Origin of the sequence: Pseudomonas sp. UBT (genome assembly GCF_050915955.1) — a bacterium.
Taxonomy (GTDB): Bacteria; Pseudomonadota; Gammaproteobacteria; order Pseudomonadales; family Pseudomonadaceae; genus Aquipseudomonas; species Aquipseudomonas antarctica_A.
This window is the reverse complement of record NZ_CP168079.1, coordinates 1,849,346-1,871,651: the sequence shown is the minus strand read 5'-3', so window position 1 is coordinate 1,871,651 and position 22,306 is coordinate 1,849,346. Positions and strand designations below refer to the sequence as shown.

Here is a 22,306-nt window from a genome sequence, read left to right as displayed (position 1 = left end):
CCAACAAACCGTACACAGGTTATCCACAGATCCTCAAATCTCAGGTGTCTCGACTACAACAGCCTGCGCAGGCAACGAACCCATGGCCCGTTGCTGCGCTTCATTCCATGCTGCCGCGCGGTCGTTCAACGCGGCAATGGCACGCGGCCCTTCACCTTCGGCGTACATCGGTTCGCCGATGACTACGGTGATGGTGCCTGCAGTTTTGGCCCAACCGGACTTCGGCCAGAATTTGCCGGCGTTATGTGCAATCGGCAATACCGGCAGATTGGCATTGACCGCCAACGCGGTGCCGCCTCGCGAAAACTTGCCCACGGTGCCATAAGGCACCCGAGTACCTTCCGGGAATATCAGCACCCAAACGCCATCCTTGAGCAGCTCGTCACCTTTCTTGGCCACGTGCTTGAGCGCAGCCTTCGGGTTGTCACGGTCGATCGCAATCGGACGCAACATGGCCATCGCCCAGCCGAAGAACGGCACGTACAGCAACTCACGCTTGAGCACCTGGCTCAGCGGCGAGAAGTACGCTGAAAGGAAGAACGTTTCCCAGGTGCTCTGGTGGTTCGACAGAATCACGCAGGGTTGGTCCGGGACGTTTTCAGCGCCCTTGATCTCGAAACGGATGTTCAGGAACACCTTGGTCAGCCATAACGCGCAGCGGCACCAAAAGACGTTGATAAAACGATAGCGCGCCTTGAACGGCAGGAATGGCGCGATAAAAAAGCTCAGGGTGCACCAGAGAAACGAACTGGTGCCCAACAGCAGGTAAAAGAAGAAGGTTCTGATGGCCTGCAAAATCGACATGGCGGCATTTACCGTTGCGGGACAGGGCCCGCCTGTTAAAAGCGCACTCCCGAACAATCCTTGGTCAGGAAGTCGAGGGCGGCTAGTTGTTGATAAGTTCTGCGGCAACGGCCGCCAGATCGTCAAAAATCAAGGTGCCTACCGGCAGGTTTTTCGCCTGGGTCTTTTCGCCTTTCCCGGTTTTAACCAAAACTGGCTGAGAGTCGACGGCTTTGGCCGCCTCCAGGTCACCGAGGCTGTCCCCGACGAACCATAGCCCAGCTAATGGCACCTTGTAATGTTCTGCAATGGTTTTCAACATGCCAGGCTTGGGCTTGCGGCAATCGCAGCCCTCATCCGGCCCATGGGGGCAGTACACAACCAGCCCCACGTCACCGCCCTGCTCAGCCACTAACATGCGCAAGCGCGCGTGCATGGCGTCCAGGGTGGCAATGTCGTAGTAACCGCGGGCGATGCCGGACTGGTTGGTGGCGATGGCCACCGTCCAGCCGGCTTTGCTCAACTGCGCAATGGCCTCGATCGAGCCCGGCAGGGGAATCCATTCCGCCACCGACTTGATGTAAGCGTCGGAGTCGTAATTGATGACACCGTCCCGATCGAGAATCAGCAGTTTCAACATGATCAGCCCAGTACGGAAATGTCAGCGATATTGATGAACAAGCCACGCAGACGCGCCAGCATGGCGTAGCGGTTTTTCCGCACGCCCGCATCTTCGGCATTGATCATCACCGCTTCGAAGAACGCATCCACCGGCTCACGCAAGGTGGCCAGGCGCGCCAATGCTTCGGCGTAGTTGCGTTCGGCGAGCAGCGGTTTCACTGCGTTTTCTGCCTTGGCGATGGCCGAGTTCAGCGAGAACTCCTTGGCATCGGCAAACAGGCCTGGGTCGACTTCGGCATTGCCGAGGTTGTCGGCCTTGCTCAACAGGTTCGACACACGCTTGTTCACAGCGGCCAGTGCCCCGGCTTCCGGCAGTTTGCGGAACGCCTGGACGGCTTGTACGCGTTGGTCGAAGTCCAGCGCCGAACCCGGCTGCAGGGCACGTACCGACAGGTAGACGGAAACGTCCACGCCTTCGTCTTCGTAACGCGCACGCAGGCGGTCGAACACGAATTCCAGCACTTGCTCGGCCAGGCCAGCTTGCTTGACCTTGCCACCGAACTGGCCGACAGCGAACACCACGGCCTGGGTCAGGTCGAGGTCAAGCTTCTTGTCGATCAGGATACGCAGCACGCCCAGCGCGGCACGACGCAGGGCATACGGGTCTTTGCTGCCGGTAGGCAGCATGCCGATACCAAAAATACCCACGAGGGTGTCCAGCTTGTCGGCGATGGCCACGGCCGCACCGGTCAGGGTGGTCGGCAGTTCAGCACCGGCACCGCGTGGCATGTACTGCTCGTTCAGCGCCAGCGCCACATCGTTCGGCTCGCCGTCATTGAGGGCGTAGTAGTAACCGGCAACACCTTGCATTTCCGGGAACTCGCCGACCATCTCGGTGGCCAGGTCGCACTTGGACAGCAACCCTGCACGCGCGGCCCAGGCAGCGTCACCGCCAATGCGCGGCGCAATGTACGCGGCCAGTTTGGAAACACGCACAGCCTTGTCGTAGACGCTGCCGAGCTTTTCCTGGAACACCACGTTTTGCAGGCGCAGGTTGAAATCTTCGAGCTTCTGCTTCTTGTCTTGCTTGAAGAAGAACTCGGCGTCGGTCAGGCGCGGGCGAACGACTTTCTCGTTACCAGCGATGATCTGCTGCGGGTCTTTGCTTTCGATGTTGGCCACGGTGATAAAGCGCGGCAGCAACTTACCGTCAACGTCCAGCAGGCAGAAGTACTTCTGGTTGTCCTGCATGGTGGTGATCAGGGCTTCTTGCGGCACATCGAGGAAACGCTCTTCGAACGAGCACACCAGCGGCACCGGCCATTCAACCAACGCGGTCACTTCGTCGAGCAGGCTTGGCGGCACGATGGCGGTGCCTTCCTGCAAACGCGCCAGCTCTTCGGTGCGCTTGCTGATCAGCTCACGACGCTCATTGGCATCGGCCAATACATAAGCGGCGCGCAGGTCAGCGGCATAGTTGGCGGGCGAGGTGATGCGCACGGCTTCTGGATGGTGGAAGCGGTGACCGCGGGAATCACGGCCAGCCTTCTGAGCCAGGATCGTGCAGTCGATGACTTGGTCACCGAGCAGCATCACCAGCCATTGGGTCGGGCGTACGAATTCTTCCTTGCGAGCACCCCAGCGCATGCGCTTGGGGATCGGCAGGTCGTTCAGCGAGTCTTCAACAATAGTGGGCAACAGGCTGGCGGTCGGCTTGCCGGTGATGACCTGGCTGAACCGCAGTTTCGGGCCGCTCTGGTCGATCTCGCTCAGCTCGACGCCGCACTTCTTGGCGAAACCAAGGGCCGCTTGAGTCGGGTTACCTTCAGCGTCAAAAGCCGCCTGACGCGGCGGGCCGTCGAGGTTGATGCTGCGGTCCGGCTGCTGGGTTTCCAGCGCGGTCAGCAACACGGCCAGGCGACGTGGCGCGGCGTAGACTTTCTTTGCAGCGAACTTCAAGCCGGCGGTTTGCAGGCCTTTTTCGATACCGGCCAGGAACGCGTCGGCCAGGGTATTCAGTGCCTTGGGTGGCAGCTCTTCGGTGCCCAGTTCAACCAGGAAATCTTGAGCACTCATTGTGCAGCCTCCAGCTTAGCCAACACTTCATCACGCAGGTCCGGGGTAGCCATCGGGAAGCCCAGCTTGGCGCGAGCCAGCAGGTAGGCTTGGGCGACGGAACGCGCCAGGGTGCGTACACGCAGGATGTATTGCTGGCGCGCGGTTACCGAGATGGCACGACGGGCGTCCAGCAGGTTGAAGGTATGGGACGCCTTCAACACCATTTCATAGCTTGGCAACGGCAGCGGCTGGTCGAGTTCGATCAGGCGCTTGGCTTCGCTTTCATAGAAGTCGAACAGTTCGAACAGCTTCTCGACGTTGGCGTGTTCGAAGTTGTAGGTGGACTGCTCAACCTCGTTCTGGTGGAACACGTCACCGTAGGTCACTTTGCCGAACGGGCCGTCAGCCCACACCAGGTCGTAGACCGAGTCCACGCCTTGCAGGTACATGGCCAGGCGCTCGAGACCGTAAGTGATCTCGCCGGTCACCGGGTAGCACTCGATGCCGCCGGCTTGCTGGAAGTAAGTGAACTGCGTCACTTCCATGCCGTTGAGCCAGACTTCCCAGCCCAGGCCCCAGGCGCCGAGGGTTGGCGATTCCCAGTTGTCTTCGACGAAACGGATGTCGTGTACCAGCGGGTCCAGGCCGACATGTTTCAGCGAGCCCAGGTACAGCTCCTGGAAGTTGTCCGGGTTCGGCTTCAATACCACCTGGAACTGGTAGTAGTGCTGCAGACGGTTCGGGTTTTCGCCGTAGCGGCCGTCAGTCGGGCGACGACTGGGCTGCACATAAGCGGCGTTCCAGGTTTCCGGGCCGATGGCCCGCAGGAAGGTAGCGGTGTGGAAAGTGCCGGCGCCTACTTCCATATCGTAGGGCTGAAGTACCACACAACCTTGCTCGGCCCAGTATTGCTGGAGGGCGAGGATCAAGTCTTGGAAGGTACGCACGGCTGGCGTAGGCTGGCTCACGAAATTCACCTGTTACTTGGGCTGCGATTTAAAGAGCGGGAGTATACCCGATTCGGCCGCGCCACCATCCCCTGGAGCCTTATGCCACGCTGCTTTTGGTGTTCTGAAGATCCGCTGTACATGGCTTATCACGATCAGGAGTGGGGAACGCCGCTGCGCGATGCGCAGGGTCTGTTCGAGTTGCTTTTGCTCGAAGGGTTCCAGGCGGGCCTTTCCTGGATCACCGTTTTACGCAAACGCGAGCATTATCGGAAGGTCTTGTTCGGTTTTGATGCCCAGCGTTTGGCGCGACTGACCGACGCTGAGATCGAAGCGTTGATGCTCGACCCTGGCATCGTACGCAATCGCCTCAAGCTCAACGCCACCCGCCGCAACGCCGCTGCCTGGCTGGCCCTGGAAGACCCGGTTGGCTTGCTCTGGTCGTTTGTCGGCGGCGTGCCCAAGGTCAATCACTTCAAGGATCGCAGCCAAGTCCCGGCTATTACGCCAGAGGCTGAAGCCATGAGCAGAGCTCTGAAAAAAGCCGGTTTCACGTTCGTCGGGCCGACCATTTGCTACGCGTTCATGCAGGCCTCGGGCATGGTCATGGACCACACTCAAGACTGCGACCGTTACGCGGACTTGGCCAACGCCGGTTAGAATGGCGGCTTTGCGCACCACACACGATCAGGAGTGACCTGTGGAAAAGTTTAAAGGCGCCTTGCTGGTAGGCGCTCTTCGGTTGTTTGCCCTATTGCCCTGGCGCGCGGTTCAAGCGGTCGGCACGGCGATTGGCTGGATCATGTGGAAAACCCCCAACCGTTCCCGCGAGACGGTGCGGATCAACCTGTCCAAATGCTTCCCCGACATGGACCCCGCCGCACGCGAGCGCCTGGTCGGCCAGAGCCTCATGGATATCGGTAAGTCCCTGACTGAAAGCGCCTGCGCCTGGATCTGGCCCGCCCAGCGTTCCATCGACCTGGTGCGTGAAGTCGAAGGCCTGGAGGTGCTGCATGAAGCATTGGCCTCGGGCAAAGGCGTGGTCGGCATCACCAGCCACCTGGGTAACTGGGAAGTGTTGAACCACTTCTATTGCAGCCAGTGCAAACCGATCATCTTCTACCGACCGCCGAAGCTGAAAGCGGTGGACGATTTGTTGCGCAAACAGCGGGTGCAGTTGGGTAACCGAGTAGCCGCGTCGACCAAGGAAGGCATTCTCAGCGTCATCAAGGAAGTGCGCAAAGGTGGTCAGGTGGGCATTCCCGCCGACCCGGAGCCGGCGGAATCGGCAGGCATCTTCGTGCCGTTCTTTGCTACCCAGGCGCTGACCAGCAAGTTCGTGCCTAACATGCTCGCGGGCCACAAAGCCGTGGGCGTGTTCCTGCATGCCCTGCGACTGCCGGACGGCTCGGGTTACAAAGTGATTTTGGAAGCGGCGCCGGAAGATATGTACAGCACCGACACCGCCACGTCCTGCGCGGCGATGAGCAAGGTGGTGGAGCGCTATGTCGGCGCCTACCCGAGCCAGTACATGTGGAGCATGAAGCGCTTCAAGAAACGCCCGCCCGGTGAGGCGCGGTGGTATTGATGCTCATAGATCTATAAATCAATGTAGATCTAATGTAGGAGCTGGCTTGCCTGCGATGGCATCACCTCGATCTGACTGAAAGACCGAGTCGCCCGCATCGCAGGCAAGCCAGCTCCCACAGGGGTTCCGCTTAGGCCTGGCGATCAAGTTTCTTCAGAAACACCGTCATCTCTTTCTCGGCCTGCTTGTCGCCATGCGCCAGGGCCGCTTCGATACCCTTTTCCCACGCCTGCCGTGCTGCCGCATTATCCCCCAGCCCTTGCTGCGCCTTGCCCAACAACTTCCATGCCGCCGAATACTTCGGGTCAAACTCGACGCATTTTTGCAGATGCTCCGCCGCCTTGGCGTTGTCCTTCACGTCCAGATAACCCTTGCCCAAGCCAAAGCGCAGCAGTGAATTATCCACACCCGTGGCGAGCATTTTTTCCAGGGATTCGAGCATGGCTGTGCATCCTTTAGCTAGGTAGGGGTTTCAATAACGCACCGCGGGCAAACCCGCTCCCACAGCAGCTATCCGATCACCTGTGGGAGCGGGCTTGCCCGCGATGACGGCCGCAGGCTCAGCTGAATGTGTTGATCAGAAAAAGCTCAACCCCACGTGGAACAACTTCTCCACATCGCGGATATGTTTTTTATCCACCAGGAACAGAATCACATGGTCACCCGTGGCGATCACCGTATCGTCGTGGGCGATGATCACCTCTTCGTCACGAATGATCGCGCCGATGGTGGTGCCGGGCGGCAGGCCGATATCGCGGATGGCCTTGCCGATGACCTTGCTCGACTTTGAATCACCATGCGCAATCGCCTCAATGGCTTCCGCCGCGCCCCGGCGCAGGGAGTGCACGCTGACGATATCGCCACGGCGCACGTGGGCGAGCAAAGTGCCAATGGTGGCCAACTGAGGGCTGATGGCGATGTCGATATCGCCGCCCTGGATCAGGTCGACATAGGCCGGGTTGTTGATGATGGTCATCACCTTCTTGGCCCCCAGCCGCTTGGCCAAGAGCGAGGACATGATGTTGGCCTCGTCATCGTTGGTCAGGGCCAGGAAGATATCGGCATCGGCGATATTCTCTTCCATCAATAGGTCGCGGTCTGAGGCGCTGCCTTGCAGTACGACGGTGCTGTCGAGGGTGTCGGACAAATGCCGGCAGCGTGCCGGGTTCATCTCGATGATCTTCACCTGGTAGCGGCTTTCGATCGCCTCCGCCAAACGCTCGCCGATCTGCCCGCCGCCGGCGATGACGATGCGCTTGTAGGTCTCATCCAGGCGGCGCATTTCGCTCATGACCGCGCGAATATTCGCTTTGGCGGCGATGAAAAATACTTCGTCGTCCGCTTCGATCACCGTATCGCCCTGGGGCAGAATCGGCCGATCGCGACGGAAAATCGCCGCTACGCGGGTTTCCACATTCGGCATGTGCTCGCGCAGTTGGCGCAGTTGCTGGCCCACCAGTGGGCCGCCGTAGTAAGCCTTAACCGCCACCAGTTGCGCCTTGCCCTCGGCAAAGTCGATCACCTGCAAAGCACCGGGGATTTCGATCAGGCGCTTGATGTAGTGGGTCACGACTTGCTCGGGGCTGATCAACACGTCCACCGGAATCGCGTCGTTGTCGAAAAGCCCTGCACGAGTCAGGTAAGCCGCCTCACGTACGCGGGCGATTTTGGTTGGGGTGTGGAACAGAGTGTGGGCGACCTGGCAGGCGACCATGTTGGTTTCGTCGCTATTGGTGACGGCCACCAGCATGTCGGCATCGTCGGCACCCGCCTGGCGCAGCACCGTCGGGAATGACGCGCGGCCTTGCACGGTGCGGATGTCCAGGCGGTCACCGAGGTTGCGCAGGCGCTCGGCATCGGTGTCGACCACGGTGATGTCGTTGGCTTCGCTGGCCAAATGTTCAGCCAGCGTGCCGCCGACCTGCCCAGCTCCAAGGATGATGATTTTCATCCGGTCACTCCCTTAAACCCATTCAGCCGCGTGCGGCGGCAATCTTGATCAGTTTGGCGTAGTAGAAGCCATCGTGTCCGCCTTCCTGTGCAAGCAATTGGCGGCCGTGGGGCTGCTTGATGCCGGCCGTTGTAGTGAGGTCCAGCTCGCGCGCGCCGCTGTTGCGGGCGAGGAAGGCTTCGATCACCTCTGTGTTTTCGGTGGGCAAAGTGGAGCAGGTGGCGTAAAGCAGGATGCCGCCAACTTCGAGGGTCGGCCACATGGCGTCGAGCAGTTCGCCTTGCAGTACGGCCAGGGCGGCGATGTCGTCGGGCTGGCGGGTCAGCTTGATGTCCGGGTGGCGACGGATGACGCCGGTGGCGGAGCATGGCGCATCCAGCAGGATGCGCTGGAACGGTTTGCCGTCCCACCAGGTGGCAGTGTCGCGACCGTCGGCGGCGATCAGGTCGGCACTCAGGCCCAGGCGCGCGAGGTTTTCGCGTACGCGCACCAGGCGCTTGGCTTCCAGGTCGACGGCGACCACACCGGCGAGGTCTTTTTCGACTTCCAGAATGTGACAAGTCTTACCGCCTGGCGCGCAGCAGGCGTCGAGTACGCGCTGGCCTGGCGCCAGGTCGAGCAGGTCGGCGGCCAGTTGCGCGGCTTCGTCCTGCACGCTGATCCAGCCTTCGGCAAAGCCCGGCAGGCTGCGTACGTCGGCGGCGGCTTCCAGCACGATGCCATCAGGGCTATACACACACGGTGTGGCGCTGATGCCGGCCTCGGTGAGCAATTGCAGGTAAGCGTCACGGCTGTGATGACGGCGGTTAACCCGCAAAATCATCGGCGGATGTGCATTGTTGGCCGCGCAAATGGCTTCCCATTGTTCAGGCCAGAAGGCTTTCAAGGACTTTTGCAGCCAGCGCGGGTGCGCGGTGCGCACCACGGGGTCGTGTTCCAGTTCGGCCAGCAGCGCTTCGCTCTCGCGCTGAGCACGGCGTAGCACGGCATTGAGCAGGGCTTTGGCCCAGGGCTTTTTCAGTTTGTCGGCGCAACCAACGGTTTCACCGATGGCGGCGTGGGCCGGCACGCGGGTGTAGAGCAACTGATACAGGCCGACCAGCAGCAGCGCTTCCACGTCGGCATCGGCTGCCTTGAATGGCTTTTGCAGCAGCTTGGCCGCCAGCGCCGACAAGCGTGGCTGCCAACGGGCCGTACCAAACGCCAGGTCCTGGGTGAAGCCGCGATCGCGGTCTTCGACTTTATCCATTTGCGTAGGCAGCGAACTGTTCAACGAAGCCTTGCCGTTGAGGACGGCGGCGAGGGCCTTGGCGGCGGCCAGACGCGGGTTCATTGAGCGACCGCCCCGAGAACCGTGCCCAGGGCGAATTTCTCACGACGGCTGTTGAACAAATCGCTGAAATTAAGCGCCTTGCCACCGGGCAATTGCAGACGCGTCAGACACAACGCCTGCTCTCCGCAGGCGACCAGCAGGCCTTCCTTGCTGGCACCGATGATTTCACCGGGAGCGCCTTTGCCGTCAGCCAAGGTGGCGGCCAACACTTTCAAGGCTTCACCGCTGAGGGTGCTGTGGCAGATCGGCCATGGATTGAACGCGCGCACCAAGCGTTCCAGCTCCACGGCCGGGCGGCTCCAGTCGATACGCGCTTCGTCTTTGTTCAGTTTGTGCGCGTAGGTGGCAAGGCTGTCGTCCTGCACTTCGCCTTCCAGGGTGCCGGCAGCCAGGCCGGCGATGGCCTGGAGCACGGCAGGTGGGCCCATCTCGGCCAAGCGGTCGTGCAGGCTGCCGCCGGTGTCTTCGCCGGTGATCGGGGTGGTGACTTTGAGCAGCATCGGGCCGGTGTCCAGACCCGCCTCCATGCGCATCACGGTCACGCCGCTTTCGCTGTCACCGGCTTCCACGGCGCGCTGGATCGGCGCCGCACCGCGCCAGCGTGGCAGCAGCGAAGCATGGCTGTTGATGCAGCCCAGGCGCGGAATATCCAGCACTGCCTGAGGCAGGATCAAGCCATAGGCCACGACCACCAGCAGGTCTGGCTTCAACGCGGCCAGCTCTGCCTGGGCATCGGTGTTACGCAGGGTCGGTGGTTGCAGCACGGCAATGTTGTGCTCAAGCGCCAGCTGCTTGACCGGGCTCGGCATCAGTTTTTGCCCGCGACCGGCCGGGCGATCCGGCTGGGTGTACACCGCGACGATGTCATAAGGGCTGGCAAGCAGGGCCTTTAGGTGTTCGGCGGCAAATTCAGGAGTGCCGGCAAAAACAATGCGCAGTGGCTCGGTCATGGGAGTTCTCGGTTAAAAACAGTCACAAAAGAAAAAGGCTTGCCGCAGCAAGCCTTTGGAAGAAGGGCATCAAGCTTGCTGGCGATGCTTTTTTTCCAGCTTCTTCTTGATCCGGTCGCGTTTAAGCGTGGACAGGTAATCGACAAACAGTTTGCCGTTGAGGTGGTCGCATTCGTGCTGAATGCACACCGCCAGCAGGCCCTCTGCGATCAGCTCGTAGGGCTTGCCGTCACGGTCCAGGGCTTTGATCTTCACGCGCACCGGGCGTTCGACGTTCTCGTAGAACTCCGGCACCGAGAGGCAGCCCTCCTGGTATTCGCCCATCTCCTCGGTCAGCGGTTCGAACTCGGGGTTGATAAACACCCGAGGCTCGCTGCGATCTTCCGACAGGTCCATGACCACGACGCGCTGATGCACGTTGACCTGGGTCGCGGCGAGGCCGATGCCCGGGGCTTCATACATTGTTTCAAACATGTCATCGACCAACTGACGAACCTTGTCGTCCACTACGGCCACCGGTTTGGCGATCGTGCGCAGGCGCGAGTCGGGGAATTCGAGGATGTTCAAAATAGCCATAAGCGTAATTGCTGCACATGTGAGGTAGAGGCAAATCGGCGGCGGGATGGACCCAGACAGCCGGTGTGAAAGGTTCGAAAGCCGCGAAGGCTATGGCATTTCACGCGAACGTACATAATAAAGGAGATTCACCCCATGAGGAAATCGCTACTCGTCTTGCTGCTGTGGGCGCCGCTCACCATGGCGCTGCTGAAACTGCCCGAACAGCGGCTGAATCAAGCGGCGCAACAGGCCATACAGCGCTTTTTGCTGCATAACCGCATCCTCGATACGCCTCAGGATCTGGATAACGCGCCTTATATTGTTGCGGCCGAGGCGGGTCGAGTGCTGGGCGCCAATGGCGAACGTGTGCACGCCAGGGGCAACCTGGACCCGGTCCAGCCAAGCTATGGAATCTTTCGCCGAGGCAAGGTTTACACCGACCCGGACACCCAGGAACTGCTGGGGGTCAACGCCGACGACATCGGCACCGCGCGGTTTTTGATGGCCGGCGACCTCACCACCCTTGCAGTGCAGCGAGTGACCCAGGAAGTCCGCCCAGGCGACCGATTGCTGCGCGCCGAACCTGGCGTCGAGTTGTCCAGGCTGCAAACGCCGCCGCACCCCGCGGCCCTTATCAAAGGGCACATCATCGACGTTCCCAAAGGCGTGACCCAGATCGGCGTGTTGGACGCCGTCACCTTGAGCAAGGGCCGCCGCGACGGCCTGGTCGAAGGCCAAGTGCTCACGGTGATCAAGCAGGGCGCCACCGTAAGGGATGTCCTCAGCGGCGCTTTGACGAAACTTCCTGATGAGCGCGCCGGCACCCTGCAGGTGTTCCGCACCTATGAAAAGCTCAGTTATGGCCTGGTTCTCAGCGCTTCAAGGTCGCTGGCGGTGATGGACCGTTTTGAGACTGCCCAACAAACACAATAAATAGCCTGCTAAATAAGTTACCAACAGAGTTATCCACAGCTTGTTCCGATCAAGGATGATCAAATGTATCCGACAAACAGCCATGAAATTTCCCCGTCAGAACTGGAAGCCCGACTACGCTTGCACAGGCTGCCAGAACTGGGCCCCAAGCGTTTTCGTGTGTTGATCGAAGCATTCGGTTCTGCCTCAAAGGCTATCAGTGCGCCTGCCAGTGCCTGGCGCTCCCTCGGGTTACCGCCTGGCAGTGCGGATGCCCGACGCAGCCCACAAATCCGTGACAGCGCCAGTGACGCGCTCGCGTGGTTGGAGCATCCCGCCCAGCATTTACTGATGTGGGACCAACCTGAGTACCCTGCCTTGCTTGCGCAGATTGACGACGCCCCACCGTTATTGTTCGTCGCCGGCGACCCCAAAATCCTGGAAAAACCGCAGTTGGCCATGGTCGGCAGTCGGCGCGCTTCCAGACCCGGGCTGGACACGGCCGCCGCCTTTTCCCGCAGCCTGGCGAGCGCCGGTTTTGTCATCACCAGCGGGTTGGCCTTGGGCATTGACGGCGCTGCGCATCAAGCGGCATTGGACGTCGGCGGGCAGACAATCGGCGTGCTTGGCACCGGCCTGGAGAATTTTTATCCACAGCGACACCGGCAGCTCGCAGCCGCGATGATTGCCGAAGGTAGCGCGGTGGTTTCCGAGTTTCCGCTGGACGCCGCGCCCCAGGCCGCTAACTTTCCACGGCGCAACCGGATCATCAGTGGCCTGTCGCTGGGGGTGCTGGTGGTGGAAGCCAGCATGGCCAGCGGCTCGCTGATCACTGCAAAGCTCGCCGCCGAGCAGGGGCGTGAGGTGTATGCGATCCCCGGCTCCATCCATCATCCGGGCGCCAAGGGCTGTCATCAGTTGATTCGCGATGGTGCGACGTTGGTCGAGTCCATCGAGCATATTCTTGAAGGGTTGCGCGGCTGGCAGGCCTTGTCTCGCCCGGCACCGATGCCGGTGAATCACCCGCTGGTGGCGCTGCTGCATGCCGCGCCTCATACCAGCGAGGCCCTGGCGATTGCCAGCGGGCGACCCTTGTCCCACGTGCTGGCGGCCCTTACCGAGCTTGAGCTCGAAGGCCAGGTGATCTGTGAAAGCGGGCGGTGGCTTGCGCGCTGCTAGGTTTTGTAAAGAACATCGGTAAACTGCGCAGAGCTTTAGTTCGGAGAGTGAGCAATGGTCAACAGGTGGCGTGTGCTGGAAACCGCACGAGAAATTCGCGCAGGCGCGGTGATCGCCTACCCGACCGAAGCGGTCTGGGGCCTTGGCTGCGACCCGTGGAATGAAGAGGCGGTGGACCGATTGCTGGCGATCAAGAATCGGTCGGTGGACAAGGGGCTGATCCTGGTGGCGGACAATATTCGCCAGTTCGATTTTCTTTTTGAAGATTTCCCGGACACCTGGATCGAGCGCATGGCCAGCACTTGGCCTGGGCCGAATACCTGGTTGGTTCCCCATCAGGACTTGCTGCCTGAATGGGTGACAGGTGTGCACGACACAGTCGCCTTGCGGGTCAGCGATCATCCGCTGGTGCGGGATTTATGCTCATTGGTCGGGCCGCTGATTTCCACGTCGGCCAACCCGCAGGGCCGCCCGGCAGCACGCACGCGGCTTCGTGTGGAGCAGTACTTCCGTGGCCAGGTTGATCGGGTATTGGGCGGCGCCCTGGGTGGGCGCAAGAACCCAAGCCTGATTCGCGATTTGGCGACAGGCGAGGTTGTGCGGCCCTCCTGATACCGAGGTGTGGCCATCGCGGGCAAGCCCGCTCCCACATTCGACCGCGTTCCTTCAGTTGGAATCCGCTCAAAATGTGGGAGCCGGGCTTGCCCGCGATGAGGCCCTCACAGCCCCGGTAGATCAGTCGCCTTACGGCAACAGAATGGTCGACCCCGTCGTCCGCCGGCCCGACAATTCCGTCTGCGCCTTCGCCGCCTCAGCCAGCGAAAACCGCTGGTTGATATCAATGCGCACCTTGCCGCTCTTGATCATCGAGAACAGGTCATCGGCCATGGTCTGCAAGTCTTTTGGATTGCTGGCATAGGTCGCCAAGGTCGGCCGGGTGACATACAGCGAGCCCTTCGCGGCCAGAATGCCCAGGTTCACCCCGTCCACAGCGCCTGACGCATTGCCAAAACTCACCACCAGCCCACGCGGCGCCACGCTGTCCAGCGAGGTCAGCCACGTGTCCTTGCCGACGCCGTCGTACACCACAGGCACTTTTTTGCCGTCGGTCAATTCCAGTACACGTTGTGCGACGTTTTCCTTGCTGTAGTCGATGGTTTCCCAGGCACCGAGGGATTTGGCCAGGGCGGCTTTTTCCGGGGAGCTCACGGTACCGATCAACTTAACGCCCAAAGCCTTGGCCCATTGGCAGGCCAGGGAGCCCACGCCACCGGCAGCGGCGTGGAACAGAATGGTTTCGCCACCCTTCAACTCGTAGGTCTGGCGCAGCAGGTACTGCACGGTCAGGCCTTTGAGCATGGCGCCGGCGGCTTGTTCGAAGCTGATGTCATCCGGCAGGTGCACCAGGTTGGCGGCGGGCAATACATGCAGCTCGCTGTAGGCGCCAAGTGGGCCACTGCCGTAGGCCACGCGGTCACCGACCTTGAACTGGGTGACCTCGCTGCCCACCGCATCCACCACACCGGCACCTTCTGCGCCCAGGCCCGATGGCAGGGCTGGCGGCGCATAGAGACCGCTGCGGAAGTAGGTGTCGATGAAGTTCAGGCCGATGGCCTCGTTGCGCACGCGAACCTGCTGAGGGCCCGGTTCTGCCGGGGTGTAGTCCACATACTCAAGCACTTCGGGGCCGCCATGGGCACGGAACTGGATACGTTTGGCCATCTGCACTTCTCCTGAGGTCGATTCGCGTAGCCCTCTATCGGACTCCTAAGCTTGATCTTCGTCAACTGCGGCTTACTGGAGTGCGGTGGTATCCTGTGCGCCCATTTGCCGCCGACGCCCAATGGCCTCGCGTAGCTTTGCCCGATTCAAGGTGATGCCATGACTACTCGCACCGAGGCTGTTAAAGCCTACCTGCTCGACCTGCAAGACCGCATTTGCAGCGCCCTGGAAACCTTTGAGACGGACACTCGCTTTATCGAAGACGCCTGGACCCGGCCTGCGGGCGGCGGCGGTCGCACCCGTGTGATCGAAAACGGTTCGGTGATCGAAAAAGGCGGCGTTAACTTTTCCCACGTGTTTGGCAGCGGCCTCCCACCGTCCGCCAGCGCGCATCGTCCTGAGCTGGCCGGCCGTGGGTTTGAAGCCCTCGGCGTGTCGCTGGTGATCCATCCGCACAACCCCCATGTGCCGACGTCCCACGCCAACGTGCGCTTTTTCATCGCCGAAAAAGAAGGCGAAGAGCCGGTGTGGTGGTTCGGTGGTGGCTTCGACCTCACGCCGTACTACGGCAATGAAGAAGACTGTATCCATTGGCACCGCGTGGCCGAGCAGGCCTGTGCGCCGTTCGGTGCGGATGTGTACTCGCGCTACAAGGCCTGGTGCGACACCTACTTCCACATCAAACATCGCAATGAGCCACGCGGTATTGGCGGCCTGTTCTTCGATGATTTGAATGAGTGGGACTTCGACACCTGCTTCGCCTTCATCCGCGCCATCGGCGACGCCTACATCGACGCCTACCTGCCGATCGTGCAGCGACGCAAGGCCGCCGCCTACACCGAGCAGCAGCGTCACTTCCAGGAGTTCCGCCGTGGGCGCTATGTCGAGTTCAACCTCGTCTACGACCGTGGCACGCTGTTTGGCCTGCAATCGGGCGGCCGTACCGAGTCGATCCTGATGTCGCTGCCGCCGCAGGTGCGCTGGAGCTACGACTGGAAGGCCGAGGCTGGCAGCGAAGAAGCGCGCCTCACCGATTACTTCCTGCAAGATCGCGACTGGCTTGGCATCGCTGCGCCCAAGGCGGCTGTCTGATGGACCGTTATGTCGTCTTCGGCAACCCCATCGGCCACAGCAAGTCGCCGCTGATTCACCGTATGTTCGCCGAGCAAACCGGTGAGCAATTGGACTACAGCACCCTGCTCGCGCCGCTGGAGGATTTCACTGGCTGTGCCCGTGAGTTTTTTCAGCAAGGCCGTGGCGCCAACGTCACTGTGCCGTTCAAGGAAGAAGCGTATCGCCTGGCCACTCGCCTGACCGAACGCGCTCAGCGCGCCGGGGCGGTGAACACCTTGAGCAAATTGGCCGATGGCAGCCTGCTCGGCGATAACACTGACGGCGCGGGCCTTGTGCGGGACCTGACGGTGAACGCCGGGTTGAGCCTGAAAGGTAAACGCATCCTGCTGCTGGGCGCCGGTGGCGCCGTACGCGGGGCGCTGGAGCCATTGCTGGCTGAGCAACCGGCTTCGCTGATCATCGCCAATCGGACGGTGGAAAAAGCCGAGTTGCTTGCCGAGCTGTTCGACGACCTGGGCCCGGTGTCTGCCAGCGGTTTCGACTGGCTGCGTGAGCCGGTGGACGTGATCATCAATGCCACGTCCGCCAGCCTGTCAGGCGACGTACCGCCGATTGCCGGCAGCCTGATCGAGCCGGGTAAGACCTTCTGCTACGACATGATGTACGCCAAGGAACCGACCGCGTTCTGCCGCTGGGCCTCTGAGCACGGCGCAGCGGTGTCGATGGATGGCCTGGGCATGCTGGTGGAGCAAGCAGCGGAAGCCTTCTTCCTGTGGCGCGGTGTGCGCCCGGATTCGGCGCCTGTATTGGCCGAGTTGCGCACACAGTTGGCGGCCAACTGATTCCCACCTTGTGACGATCTAATGTGGGAGCTGGCTTGCCTGCGGTAGCGGTGCATCAGCTCACTCATCTGGTACAGACACACCGCCATCGCAGGCAAGCCAGCTCCCACGGTTTTAATCGCGTTCAGTCTTCAAAATGGATGGGGCACTTGTCGGCCCCTTCCAATTTCTTTAACTCCTCCACCACCGGCGGCCGGGCCCGGCGCAGCGTCAAACTACGCCCTAACCCCCGCAAGCGCCGCGCCTCCTGGTGCAACATTTCCACCCCGGAATAGTCGATAAAGTTGATCTGCTGCGCCTCGATCACCACCCGCTCGCCCTGCAGGCTTTGCAGGCGCACTTGCAGGTAATGGCTGGCGCCAAAAAAGATCGAGCCGCCGACCCGCAATACATCCTCGTCACCGTCACGCCATTGCTGAACCCGTGGTTGCGACGTGCGTTTGAGGTAGAAAAACAGCGACGCCAGCACCCCCGCGTAAATCGCCGTCTGCAGCTCCAGCAACAAGGTGGCGACGCAGGTCAGGCTCATCACCACAAACTCGGCACGGCTCACGCGAAACAATGCGCGAATGCCGCGATGGTCCACCAGGCCCCAGCAAATCAAAAGGATGCTCGCGGCCATGCTGGGAATCGGAATGTGCGCGATCAACGCCGCGCCGAACAGCGCAAACAGCGCCACCCACGCTGCGGAAAACACACCCGCCAAGGGCGAACACGCACCCGCTTCATAGCTGAGGCCGGACCGCGTAAAGGAACCGGCTGACAAGTAGCCAGAGAAAAATCCGCCCACGATATTGGATAAACCCTGCGCCCGGACTTCCTGATTGGCGTCGAGTAACTGCTGCGAGCGCGCCGACAGCGAGCGGGCAATCGACAGGCTCGTCACCAGCCCCAGCATGCCCACCGCCACGGCGCTGGGCAGCAGGCGCAGGAGCATATCCAGGTCCATCGGCAATGGGCTGAACGGCGGCAGTTTGCCCACGAATGAACTGACCCGCGCCACCTGCCCGAACATCGTCGGCCACAGCCACGCGGCCAGGCTGCCCAGAGCCAGAGCGATCAATAGCGTGGGCCAGCGTGGCACCAGGTACTTGAGCAAAGCACCCACCAGCAAGGTGCCCAAGCCGAGGGCGAGTGAGGCATGGTCCCACTCGCCGGCATGGTTGATCAGCGCCAACAGGCTATTGATCGCCGTGGCCTCGCTTGGCAAATCCAGCCCCAGCAGGTTGGGTAACTGCCCCAATGCAATCACCACGGCAGCACCCAGGGTGAAACCCAGCACCACGGAATGGGAGACGAAATTCACCAGCGCACCGAAGCGCAGCATGCCCAGCAACCACTGGAAAACGCCGGCGAGGAAGGTCAGCAGCAGGATCAAGGTGATGTAGTCCTGCGACCCCGGCACGGCCAAGGGACTGATACTGGCGTAGAGCACGATGGAAATTGCCGCTGTAGGGCCGCAGATCAGGTGCCAGGAGGAACCCCAGAGGCAGGCGATCAGCACCGGAATAATCGCGGCGTACAAGCCGTATTCGGGTGGCAGGCCGGCGATCAGCGCGTAGGCAATCGACTGCGGCAAGGCGAGTACCGCGCCGCTGAGGCCGACCATCGCGTCCCGGCCGACACTGGCGCGGGTTTGGCGCGGGAGCCAGGCGAGGAAGGGGAAGAGTGTATGGCGGTTGAGCCGGGGCATCGCAAACTCGGTAGAAAGGGTTAGCTCAGAGTATCAGTCCACACCGACTCCTGTGGGAGCTGGCTTGCCCGCGATCCAGGCACCTCGGTAATACCGATACACCGCGGTGATGCTATCGCAGGCAAGCCAGCTCCCACAGGGATTAGCGTTTGGAATTAGAGTTTGGCTTTTACCGCCGCTAACGCATCCTGGCCATCCACGGTTTTTACGCCATCGAGCCACTTATCCAACACCGCCGGGTTCGCCTTGATCCATGCCTTGGCGGCATCAGCATTGCTGACTTTTTTATTCACCACTTCAGCCATGATGCTGTTTTCCATGTCCTGGGTAAAACTCAGGTTGGTCAGCAGCTTCCCGACATTCGGGCAGGCCTGTGCATAACCCTTGCGGGTCAGGGTAAACACGCTGCCTTTGTCACCGAAGTACTTCTCGCCACCCTTGAGGTAATGCATTTTCAACTGCACGTTCATCGGGTGCGGCGTCCAGCCGAGGAAGGTGACGAAACGCTGTTTCTTCACCGCGCGTGATACCTCAGCCAGCATCGCCTGCTCACTCGACTCGATCAGCTTCCACTGGCCCAGGTCGAAGTCGTTCTTTTTGATGATTTCCTGCAGCGAGATATTCGCCGGCGCGCCGGAGCCGATGCCGTAGATCTTTTTGTCGAACTTGTCCGCAAACGTGTTCAAGTCGGCAAAGTCATGCACCCCGGCGTCCCACACGTAGTCCGGGACGGCGAGGGTGAACTCGGTGCCGTCGAGGTTTTTCGCCAGTTGCACCACATCGCCGTTGGCCACGAACTTGTCATAGAAGCCCTGCTGCGCCGGCATCCAGTTACCCAGGAACACATCCACCTGGCCGTCCTTGAGCCCGCCAAACGTAATCGGCACCGCCAGGGTGTCGACTTTGGCCTTGTAGCCCATGCCGTTTAACAGAAAACCGGTGATGGCATTGGTGGCGGCGATATCACTCCAGCCCGGATCGGCCATCTTCACGGTATCGCAGCTTGAGTCCGCATAGGCGCCGGCGCTGCTCAACGCCAGCAGTGCAACGCTCAACACGGTGGATAACTTTTGCATGGCCTTCCCCTCAGTTTTATTGGTTTTGGCAGGGTTGTGGATAACGTGCCTTGCGCTCCAGATCGTCGAGGTCGATATGGTTGCGCATGTATTGCTGACTGGCGTCTACCAGTGGTTGGTGGTCCCAGCTCTTCAGCTTGCCCTGGGTCAGCGCCTCAAACACCAGGCGACGACGGCGTTGGCTGGCGAGCACCTGTTGGTGGATCGCCGGGATGTCCCATTTGGCCCGCGCCTCACGCAAAAACGCCTCGAACAGTGGCCGGTGTTCCGGTGACTGGCTGAGGTTCTCCCGCTCGTGCGGGTCGTTGTGCACATCGAACAGTAGACAAGGGTCGTCTTCGCTGTAGATGAACTTGTAAGCGCCACGGCGAATCATCATCAGCGGGCTGATGGTGCCTTCGGCCATGTATTCACCGAACACTTCGTCGTGCCCGCCCAGCCCCTGCAAGTGCGGGACCAGTGAGCGGCCGTCCAGCGGCAAACGCGGGTCCAGCTCGCCGCCGGCCAGTTCCACCAGTGTCGGCAACAGGTCGGCCGTCGAGACGGCCCGGGACACGCGGCCAGCGGTGAACTGGCCCGGCGCACTGACCAGCAGCGGAACGCGGGCGGCCATTTCAAACCAGTGCATTTTGTACCAGAGGCCGCGCTCGCCGAGCATGTCGCCGTGGTCGCCGGAGAAGATGATGATGGTGTCATCGGCAAGGCCGGTGTCTTCCAGCGTCTGCAGGAGTTTGCCGACGTTGCTGTCGATGTAGCTGCACGCGCCGAAGTAGGCGCGGCGGGCATCGCGGATCTTGTCCAGCGGCAGCGGCTTGTCCCACAGGTCATACACCTTGAGCAGGCGCTGGGAGTGCGGGTCGAGGTCGACCTGGGCTGGCGTCGTAGGCAATGGGATGTCGCTGTCGTCGTACAGGTCCCAGAACGGTTTGGGAATGGTGTACGGGTCGTGTGGGTGAGTCATCGACACGGTCAGGCAGAACGGCTGGTCGCCGTCTTCACGGATATGGTCGAACAAATACTGTTGGGCCTTGAACACCACCTCTTCGTCGAAATCCAGCTGGTTGGTGCGCACGCACGGCCCGGCTTGCAGCACCGAGGACATGTTGTGATACCAGGTGGGGCGCACGTCCGGTTCATCCCAATTCACCGCCCAGCCATAGTCGGCGGGGTAGATGTCGCTGGTCAGGCGTTCTTCGTAACCGTGCAGTTGGTCTGGCCCGCAGAAGTGCATCTTGCCGGACAGTGCGGTGCGGTAGCCCAGGCGACGCAAGTAATGGGCGTAAGTCGGCACATCGGCGGGGAAATCCGCCGCGTTGTCGTAGGCGCCGATCTTGCTCGGCAACTGGCCACTGACCAGGGTGAAACGTGACGGCGCGCACAGGGGGCTGTTGCAATAAGCGGCGTCGAATACCACGCCCTGTGCAGCGAGGCGGCTCAGGTTAGGCAACTTGATCGGGGAAGGTCCGTAGAACGGAAGCATCGGCGCGGCCATTTGATCGGCCATGATGAAAAGAATGTTCTTGCGCTTCATGAGTCTTCGGCATTCCATAGGCGGTGTTTATGCGAATGAGCATGCAGCCCATGGAAAATGGGGTAAAGCCCATGAAATGCAATGTCTAGGATAAGCACAGCTTATGTATGAAGCCCTCGGTGATGTGTCGCTCGACCTGCTGCGAGCCTTCGAAGCGGCGGCGCGCCATCGCAGCTTCACCGCCGCCGCGATGGAGTTGGGCACCACTCAGCCGGCCATCAGCCAGCAAATCAAGCGCCTCGAAGAACAGCTGGCGATCCGCCTGTTTGATCGCATCTACCGCGGCATCGAACTGACCGACGCCGGGGCTCTGCTGTTCGAGCACGTCCAAGGCGGTTTGCAGACCATCAATCAGGGCCTGAGCGCGATCAGCCAACAGGGCCAGCATGAAGTGCTGCAAGTGGCCACCGACTTCGCCTTCGCCGCCTATTGGCTGATGCCGCGCCTGCATCGCTTCCACCAGGCCAACCCGCAAGTTGATGTGAGCCTGGTCACCAGCGAGCGCAACCACGCCACCTTGCGCAGCGATATCGACGTGGCGGTGTTGTTCGGCGACGGTCGTTTCAAGCAGGGTGACAGCCTGTGGCTGTTCAATGAGGAAGTGTTCCCGGTGTGCAGCCCGCAATGGCTCAAGGAGCAGGCCACGGCGCTGACCGTGCAGACCTTGCCGGAGTATCCGCTGCTGCACCTGCGCCAGGAAAACAACAGCCAATGGTTCGACTGGAGCGGTGTGTTTCGCGAGCTGGGCATTACCACTGCGCCGACGCCCGGCCAACTGCGTTTCGACAACTACACATTGCTGATCCAGGCTGCGATTGCGGGTCAGGGCGTGGCCATCGGCTGGCGCCATTTGGTGGATAACCTGCTCGAACAGAACTGGCTGTGCCGACCGATCACCGACACGGTGATCTCGCGCTTCGGCTATTACGTGGTGCAGCCCCAGCGCAAACGCCGCGGGCAGTTGGTCGAGCGCTTTGTCGACTGGCTGGTAGCCGAACAAGCCAGCAGCGCGCAGTCGTTGACCGGGCTGGCCCTGCCGTCGATTGCGGTCTAGGATCGGGGCATATTGGATCCGGATTTCGCCATGCAACGTATCAAGGGCTATCACGCCCATATCTACTTCGACGCCAGCACTATCGCCCAGGCGCGCAGCCTGTGCGAAGACGCGGCACGCCTGTTCCCGCTGCGCATGGGCCGTGTGCACGAACGGCCAGTGGGCCCGCACCCTGACTGGAGCTGCCAACTGGCATTCGAGCCGGAATACATCGGCGTGGTGCTGCCGTGGCTGGCGTTGCATCGCGAAGGGCCGGTGGTGTTTCTGCACCCTGAAACCGGCGATGACTTGAAGGATCACACCGATTACGCGATCTGGATGGGCGCAATGCGCGAACTGGACCTGTCTATTTTTTAACCACTATCCAGACGAATCCCGTTCCCTTGTGCAAAGGCGACGGGATTTTTTACGTGTTTACCCAATATATGGGACTG

The 22,306-nt window shown here is 61.1% G+C and carries 22 protein-coding genes; 9 read left to right on the top strand and 13 right to left on the bottom strand.

What is annotated here, in order from left to right; genetic code table 11:
* Nucleotides 1-33 precede the first annotated feature (33 nt).
* The 4 genes from ACDZ94_RS08520 to glyQ form a co-directional block, all read right to left on the bottom strand.
* A complete protein-coding gene (locus tag ACDZ94_RS08520) occupies nt 34-804 on the bottom strand; it encodes a lysophospholipid acyltransferase family protein (RefSeq protein WP_064449991.1) in 771 nt (256 codons plus the stop codon).
* Between the two features lie 82 nt (nt 805-886).
* Nucleotides 887-1,426 (bottom strand): D-glycero-beta-D-manno-heptose 1,7-bisphosphate 7-phosphatase, encoded by a 540-nt coding sequence (gene gmhB, locus ACDZ94_RS08515; RefSeq protein ID WP_208604456.1) that lies wholly within the window; start codon nt 1,424-1,426, stop codon nt 887-889.
* A complete protein-coding gene (glyS, locus tag ACDZ94_RS08510) occupies nt 1,426-3,480 on the bottom strand; it encodes a glycine--tRNA ligase subunit beta (protein ID WP_407017427.1) in 2,055 nt (684 codons plus the stop codon). The genes gmhB and glyS overlap by 1 nt, the downstream gene beginning before the upstream one ends.
* The gene (gene glyQ / locus ACDZ94_RS08505; RefSeq protein ID WP_003213601.1) at nt 3,477-4,430 is read right to left on the bottom strand and encodes a glycine--tRNA ligase subunit alpha; all 954 of its coding nucleotides are present in this window, start codon (nt 4,428-4,430) and stop codon (nt 3,477-3,479) included. The genes glyS and glyQ overlap by 4 nt, the downstream gene beginning before the upstream one ends.
* An 81-nt stretch (nt 4,431-4,511) precedes the next feature.
* Here glyQ and ACDZ94_RS08500 point away from each other — a divergent pair, with 81 nt between their 5' ends.
* Together ACDZ94_RS08500 and ACDZ94_RS08495 are read left to right on the top strand one after the other, a co-directional pair.
* The gene (locus ACDZ94_RS08500; protein WP_407017428.1) at nt 4,512-5,069 is read left to right on the top strand and encodes a DNA-3-methyladenine glycosylase I; all 558 of its coding nucleotides are present in this window, start codon (nt 4,512-4,514) and stop codon (nt 5,067-5,069) included.
* A 40-nt stretch (nt 5,070-5,109) separates the two neighbouring features.
* A complete protein-coding gene (locus tag ACDZ94_RS08495) occupies nt 5,110-5,997 on the top strand; it encodes a lysophospholipid acyltransferase (protein ID WP_064449994.1) in 888 nt (295 codons plus the stop codon).
* A 130-nt stretch (nt 5,998-6,127) separates the two neighbouring features.
* Here the strand turns inward: ACDZ94_RS08495 and ACDZ94_RS08490 are convergent, their stop codons facing one another.
* From ACDZ94_RS08490 to def, 5 genes are all read right to left on the bottom strand, one after another.
* Nucleotides 6,128-6,439, bottom strand: a complete 312-nt coding sequence (locus ACDZ94_RS08490; RefSeq protein WP_221295975.1) for a hypothetical protein — start codon at nt 6,437-6,439, stop codon at nt 6,128-6,130.
* Nucleotides 6,440-6,574: 135 nt separating this feature from the next.
* Nucleotides 6,575-7,948, bottom strand: coding sequence for a Trk system potassium transporter TrkA (gene trkA / locus ACDZ94_RS08485; protein ID WP_064449996.1), 1,374 nt, complete (start codon nt 7,946-7,948; stop codon nt 6,575-6,577).
* Between the two features lie 22 nt (nt 7,949-7,970).
* Nucleotides 7,971-9,281, bottom strand: coding sequence for a 16S rRNA (cytosine(967)-C(5))-methyltransferase RsmB (gene rsmB, locus ACDZ94_RS08480; protein ID WP_432751332.1), 1,311 nt, complete (start codon nt 9,279-9,281; stop codon nt 7,971-7,973).
* Nucleotides 9,278-10,231: a methionyl-tRNA formyltransferase gene (gene fmt, locus ACDZ94_RS08475; RefSeq protein ID WP_262666630.1), complete on the bottom strand. Its 954-nt coding sequence runs from the start codon at nt 10,229-10,231 to the stop codon at nt 9,278-9,280. Before fmt ends, rsmB begins: the two co-directional genes overlap by 4 nt.
* A 69-nt stretch (nt 10,232-10,300) precedes the next feature.
* On the bottom strand, nt 10,301-10,807 hold the full coding sequence (gene def / locus ACDZ94_RS08470) for a peptide deformylase (protein WP_064449999.1): 507 nt from the start codon (nt 10,805-10,807) through the stop codon (nt 10,301-10,303).
* 135 nt (nt 10,808-10,942) lie between these two features.
* On the opposite strand from def, the gene ACDZ94_RS08465 reads away from it, so the two are divergent.
* From ACDZ94_RS08465 to ACDZ94_RS08455, 3 genes are all read left to right on the top strand, one after another.
* Nucleotides 10,943-11,722, top strand: a complete 780-nt coding sequence (locus ACDZ94_RS08465; RefSeq protein ID WP_432751331.1) for a peptidoglycan-binding protein — start codon at nt 10,943-10,945, stop codon at nt 11,720-11,722.
* Between the two features lie 63 nt (nt 11,723-11,785).
* Complete coding sequence (gene dprA / locus ACDZ94_RS08460; protein ID WP_432751330.1) at nt 11,786-12,880, top strand: DNA-processing protein DprA; 1,095 nt, start codon at nt 11,786-11,788, stop codon at nt 12,878-12,880.
* Between the two features lie 54 nt (nt 12,881-12,934).
* Nucleotides 12,935-13,492 (top strand): L-threonylcarbamoyladenylate synthase, encoded by a 558-nt coding sequence (locus tag ACDZ94_RS08455; RefSeq protein ID WP_053253621.1) that lies wholly within the window; start codon nt 12,935-12,937, stop codon nt 13,490-13,492.
* Nucleotides 13,493-13,624: 132 nt separating this feature from the next.
* On the opposite strand, the gene ACDZ94_RS08450 is transcribed toward ACDZ94_RS08455, so the two are convergent.
* The gene (locus tag ACDZ94_RS08450) at nt 13,625-14,602 is read right to left on the bottom strand and encodes an NADPH:quinone reductase (RefSeq protein WP_053253622.1); all 978 of its coding nucleotides are present in this window, start codon (nt 14,600-14,602) and stop codon (nt 13,625-13,627) included.
* Between the two features lie 159 nt (nt 14,603-14,761).
* Between ACDZ94_RS08450 and hemF the strand changes: the two genes are divergently transcribed.
* Both hemF and aroE read left to right on the top strand, forming a co-directional pair.
* Nucleotides 14,762-15,694, top strand: a complete 933-nt coding sequence (gene hemF, locus ACDZ94_RS08445) for an oxygen-dependent coproporphyrinogen oxidase (RefSeq protein WP_221295978.1) — start codon at nt 14,762-14,764, stop codon at nt 15,692-15,694.
* The gene (aroE, locus tag ACDZ94_RS08440) at nt 15,694-16,518 is read left to right on the top strand and encodes a shikimate dehydrogenase (RefSeq protein ID WP_432751329.1); all 825 of its coding nucleotides are present in this window, start codon (nt 15,694-15,696) and stop codon (nt 16,516-16,518) included. The genes hemF and aroE overlap by 1 nt, the downstream gene beginning before the upstream one ends.
* A 124-nt stretch (nt 16,519-16,642) precedes the next feature.
* Here the strand turns inward: aroE and ACDZ94_RS08435 are convergent, their stop codons facing one another.
* The 3 genes from ACDZ94_RS08435 to betC form a co-directional block, all read right to left on the bottom strand.
* Nucleotides 16,643-18,211, bottom strand: a complete 1,569-nt coding sequence (locus tag ACDZ94_RS08435) for a SulP family inorganic anion transporter (RefSeq protein ID WP_262666635.1) — start codon at nt 18,209-18,211, stop codon at nt 16,643-16,645.
* 155 nt (nt 18,212-18,366) lie between these two features.
* Nucleotides 18,367-19,287, bottom strand: a complete 921-nt coding sequence (gene choX / locus ACDZ94_RS08430) for a choline ABC transporter substrate-binding protein (protein WP_432751328.1) — start codon at nt 19,285-19,287, stop codon at nt 18,367-18,369.
* A 16-nt stretch (nt 19,288-19,303) separates the two neighbouring features.
* Nucleotides 19,304-20,818 (bottom strand): choline-sulfatase, encoded by a 1,515-nt coding sequence (betC, locus tag ACDZ94_RS08425; protein WP_262666637.1) that lies wholly within the window; start codon nt 20,816-20,818, stop codon nt 19,304-19,306.
* A 103-nt stretch (nt 20,819-20,921) separates the two neighbouring features.
* On the opposite strand from betC, the gene ACDZ94_RS08420 reads away from it, so the two are divergent.
* Both ACDZ94_RS08420 and ACDZ94_RS08415 read left to right on the top strand, forming a co-directional pair.
* The gene (locus ACDZ94_RS08420; RefSeq protein ID WP_064450008.1) at nt 20,922-21,872 is read left to right on the top strand and encodes a choline sulfate utilization transcriptional regulator; all 951 of its coding nucleotides are present in this window, start codon (nt 20,922-20,924) and stop codon (nt 21,870-21,872) included.
* Between the two features lie 30 nt (nt 21,873-21,902).
* Nucleotides 21,903-22,229 (top strand): DOPA 4,5-dioxygenase family protein, encoded by a 327-nt coding sequence (locus tag ACDZ94_RS08415; RefSeq protein ID WP_432751327.1) that lies wholly within the window; start codon nt 21,903-21,905, stop codon nt 22,227-22,229.
* Nucleotides 22,230-22,306: the final 77 nt, after the last annotated feature.

Excerpts from the sequence above, each read along its gene's own strand:
- aroE (WP_432751329.1), top strand. The coding sequence starts at position 15,694 with ATGGACCGTTATGTCGTCTTCGGCAACCCCATCGGCCACAGCAAGTCG.
- ACDZ94_RS08415 (WP_432751327.1), top strand. The coding sequence starts at position 21,903 with ATGCAACGTATCAAGGGCTATCACGCCCATATCTACTTCGACGCCAGC.
- trkA (WP_064449996.1), bottom strand. The coding sequence starts at position 7,948 with ATGAAAATCATCATCCTTGGAGCTGGGCAGGTCGGCGGCACGCTGGCT.
- hemF (WP_221295978.1), top strand. The coding sequence starts at position 14,762 with ATGACTACTCGCACCGAGGCTGTTAAAGCCTACCTGCTCGACCTGCAA.
- ACDZ94_RS08450 (WP_053253622.1), bottom strand. The coding sequence starts at position 14,602 with ATGGCCAAACGTATCCAGTTCCGTGCCCATGGCGGCCCCGAAGTGCTT.
- ACDZ94_RS08465 (WP_432751331.1), top strand. The coding sequence starts at position 10,943 with ATGAGGAAATCGCTACTCGTCTTGCTGCTGTGGGCGCCGCTCACCATG.
- ACDZ94_RS08455 (WP_053253621.1), top strand. The coding sequence starts at position 12,935 with ATGGTCAACAGGTGGCGTGTGCTGGAAACCGCACGAGAAATTCGCGCA.
- dprA (WP_432751330.1), top strand. The coding sequence starts at position 11,786 with ATGTATCCGACAAACAGCCATGAAATTTCCCCGTCAGAACTGGAAGCC.
- ACDZ94_RS08435 (WP_262666635.1), bottom strand. The coding sequence starts at position 18,211 with ATGCCCCGGCTCAACCGCCATACACTCTTCCCCTTCCTCGCCTGGCTC.
- ACDZ94_RS08490 (WP_221295975.1), bottom strand. The coding sequence starts at position 6,439 with ATGCTCGAATCCCTGGAAAAAATGCTCGCCACGGGTGTGGATAATTCA.
- ACDZ94_RS08420 (WP_064450008.1), top strand. The coding sequence starts at position 20,922 with ATGTATGAAGCCCTCGGTGATGTGTCGCTCGACCTGCTGCGAGCCTTC.
- def (WP_064449999.1), bottom strand. The coding sequence starts at position 10,807 with ATGGCTATTTTGAACATCCTCGAATTCCCCGACTCGCGCCTGCGCACG.
- ACDZ94_RS08500 (WP_407017428.1), top strand. The coding sequence starts at position 4,512 with ATGCCACGCTGCTTTTGGTGTTCTGAAGATCCGCTGTACATGGCTTAT.
- ACDZ94_RS08520 (WP_064449991.1), bottom strand. The coding sequence starts at position 804 with ATGTCGATTTTGCAGGCCATCAGAACCTTCTTCTTTTACCTGCTGTTG.
- choX (WP_432751328.1), bottom strand. The coding sequence starts at position 19,287 with ATGCAAAAGTTATCCACCGTGTTGAGCGTTGCACTGCTGGCGTTGAGC.
- fmt (WP_262666630.1), bottom strand. The coding sequence starts at position 10,231 with ATGACCGAGCCACTGCGCATTGTTTTTGCCGGCACTCCTGAATTTGCC.
- betC (WP_262666637.1), bottom strand. The coding sequence starts at position 20,818 with ATGAAGCGCAAGAACATTCTTTTCATCATGGCCGATCAAATGGCCGCG.
- rsmB (WP_432751332.1), bottom strand. The coding sequence starts at position 9,281 with ATGAACCCGCGTCTGGCCGCCGCCAAGGCCCTCGCCGCCGTCCTCAAC.
- glyS (WP_407017427.1), bottom strand. The coding sequence starts at position 3,480 with ATGAGTGCTCAAGATTTCCTGGTTGAACTGGGCACCGAAGAGCTGCCA.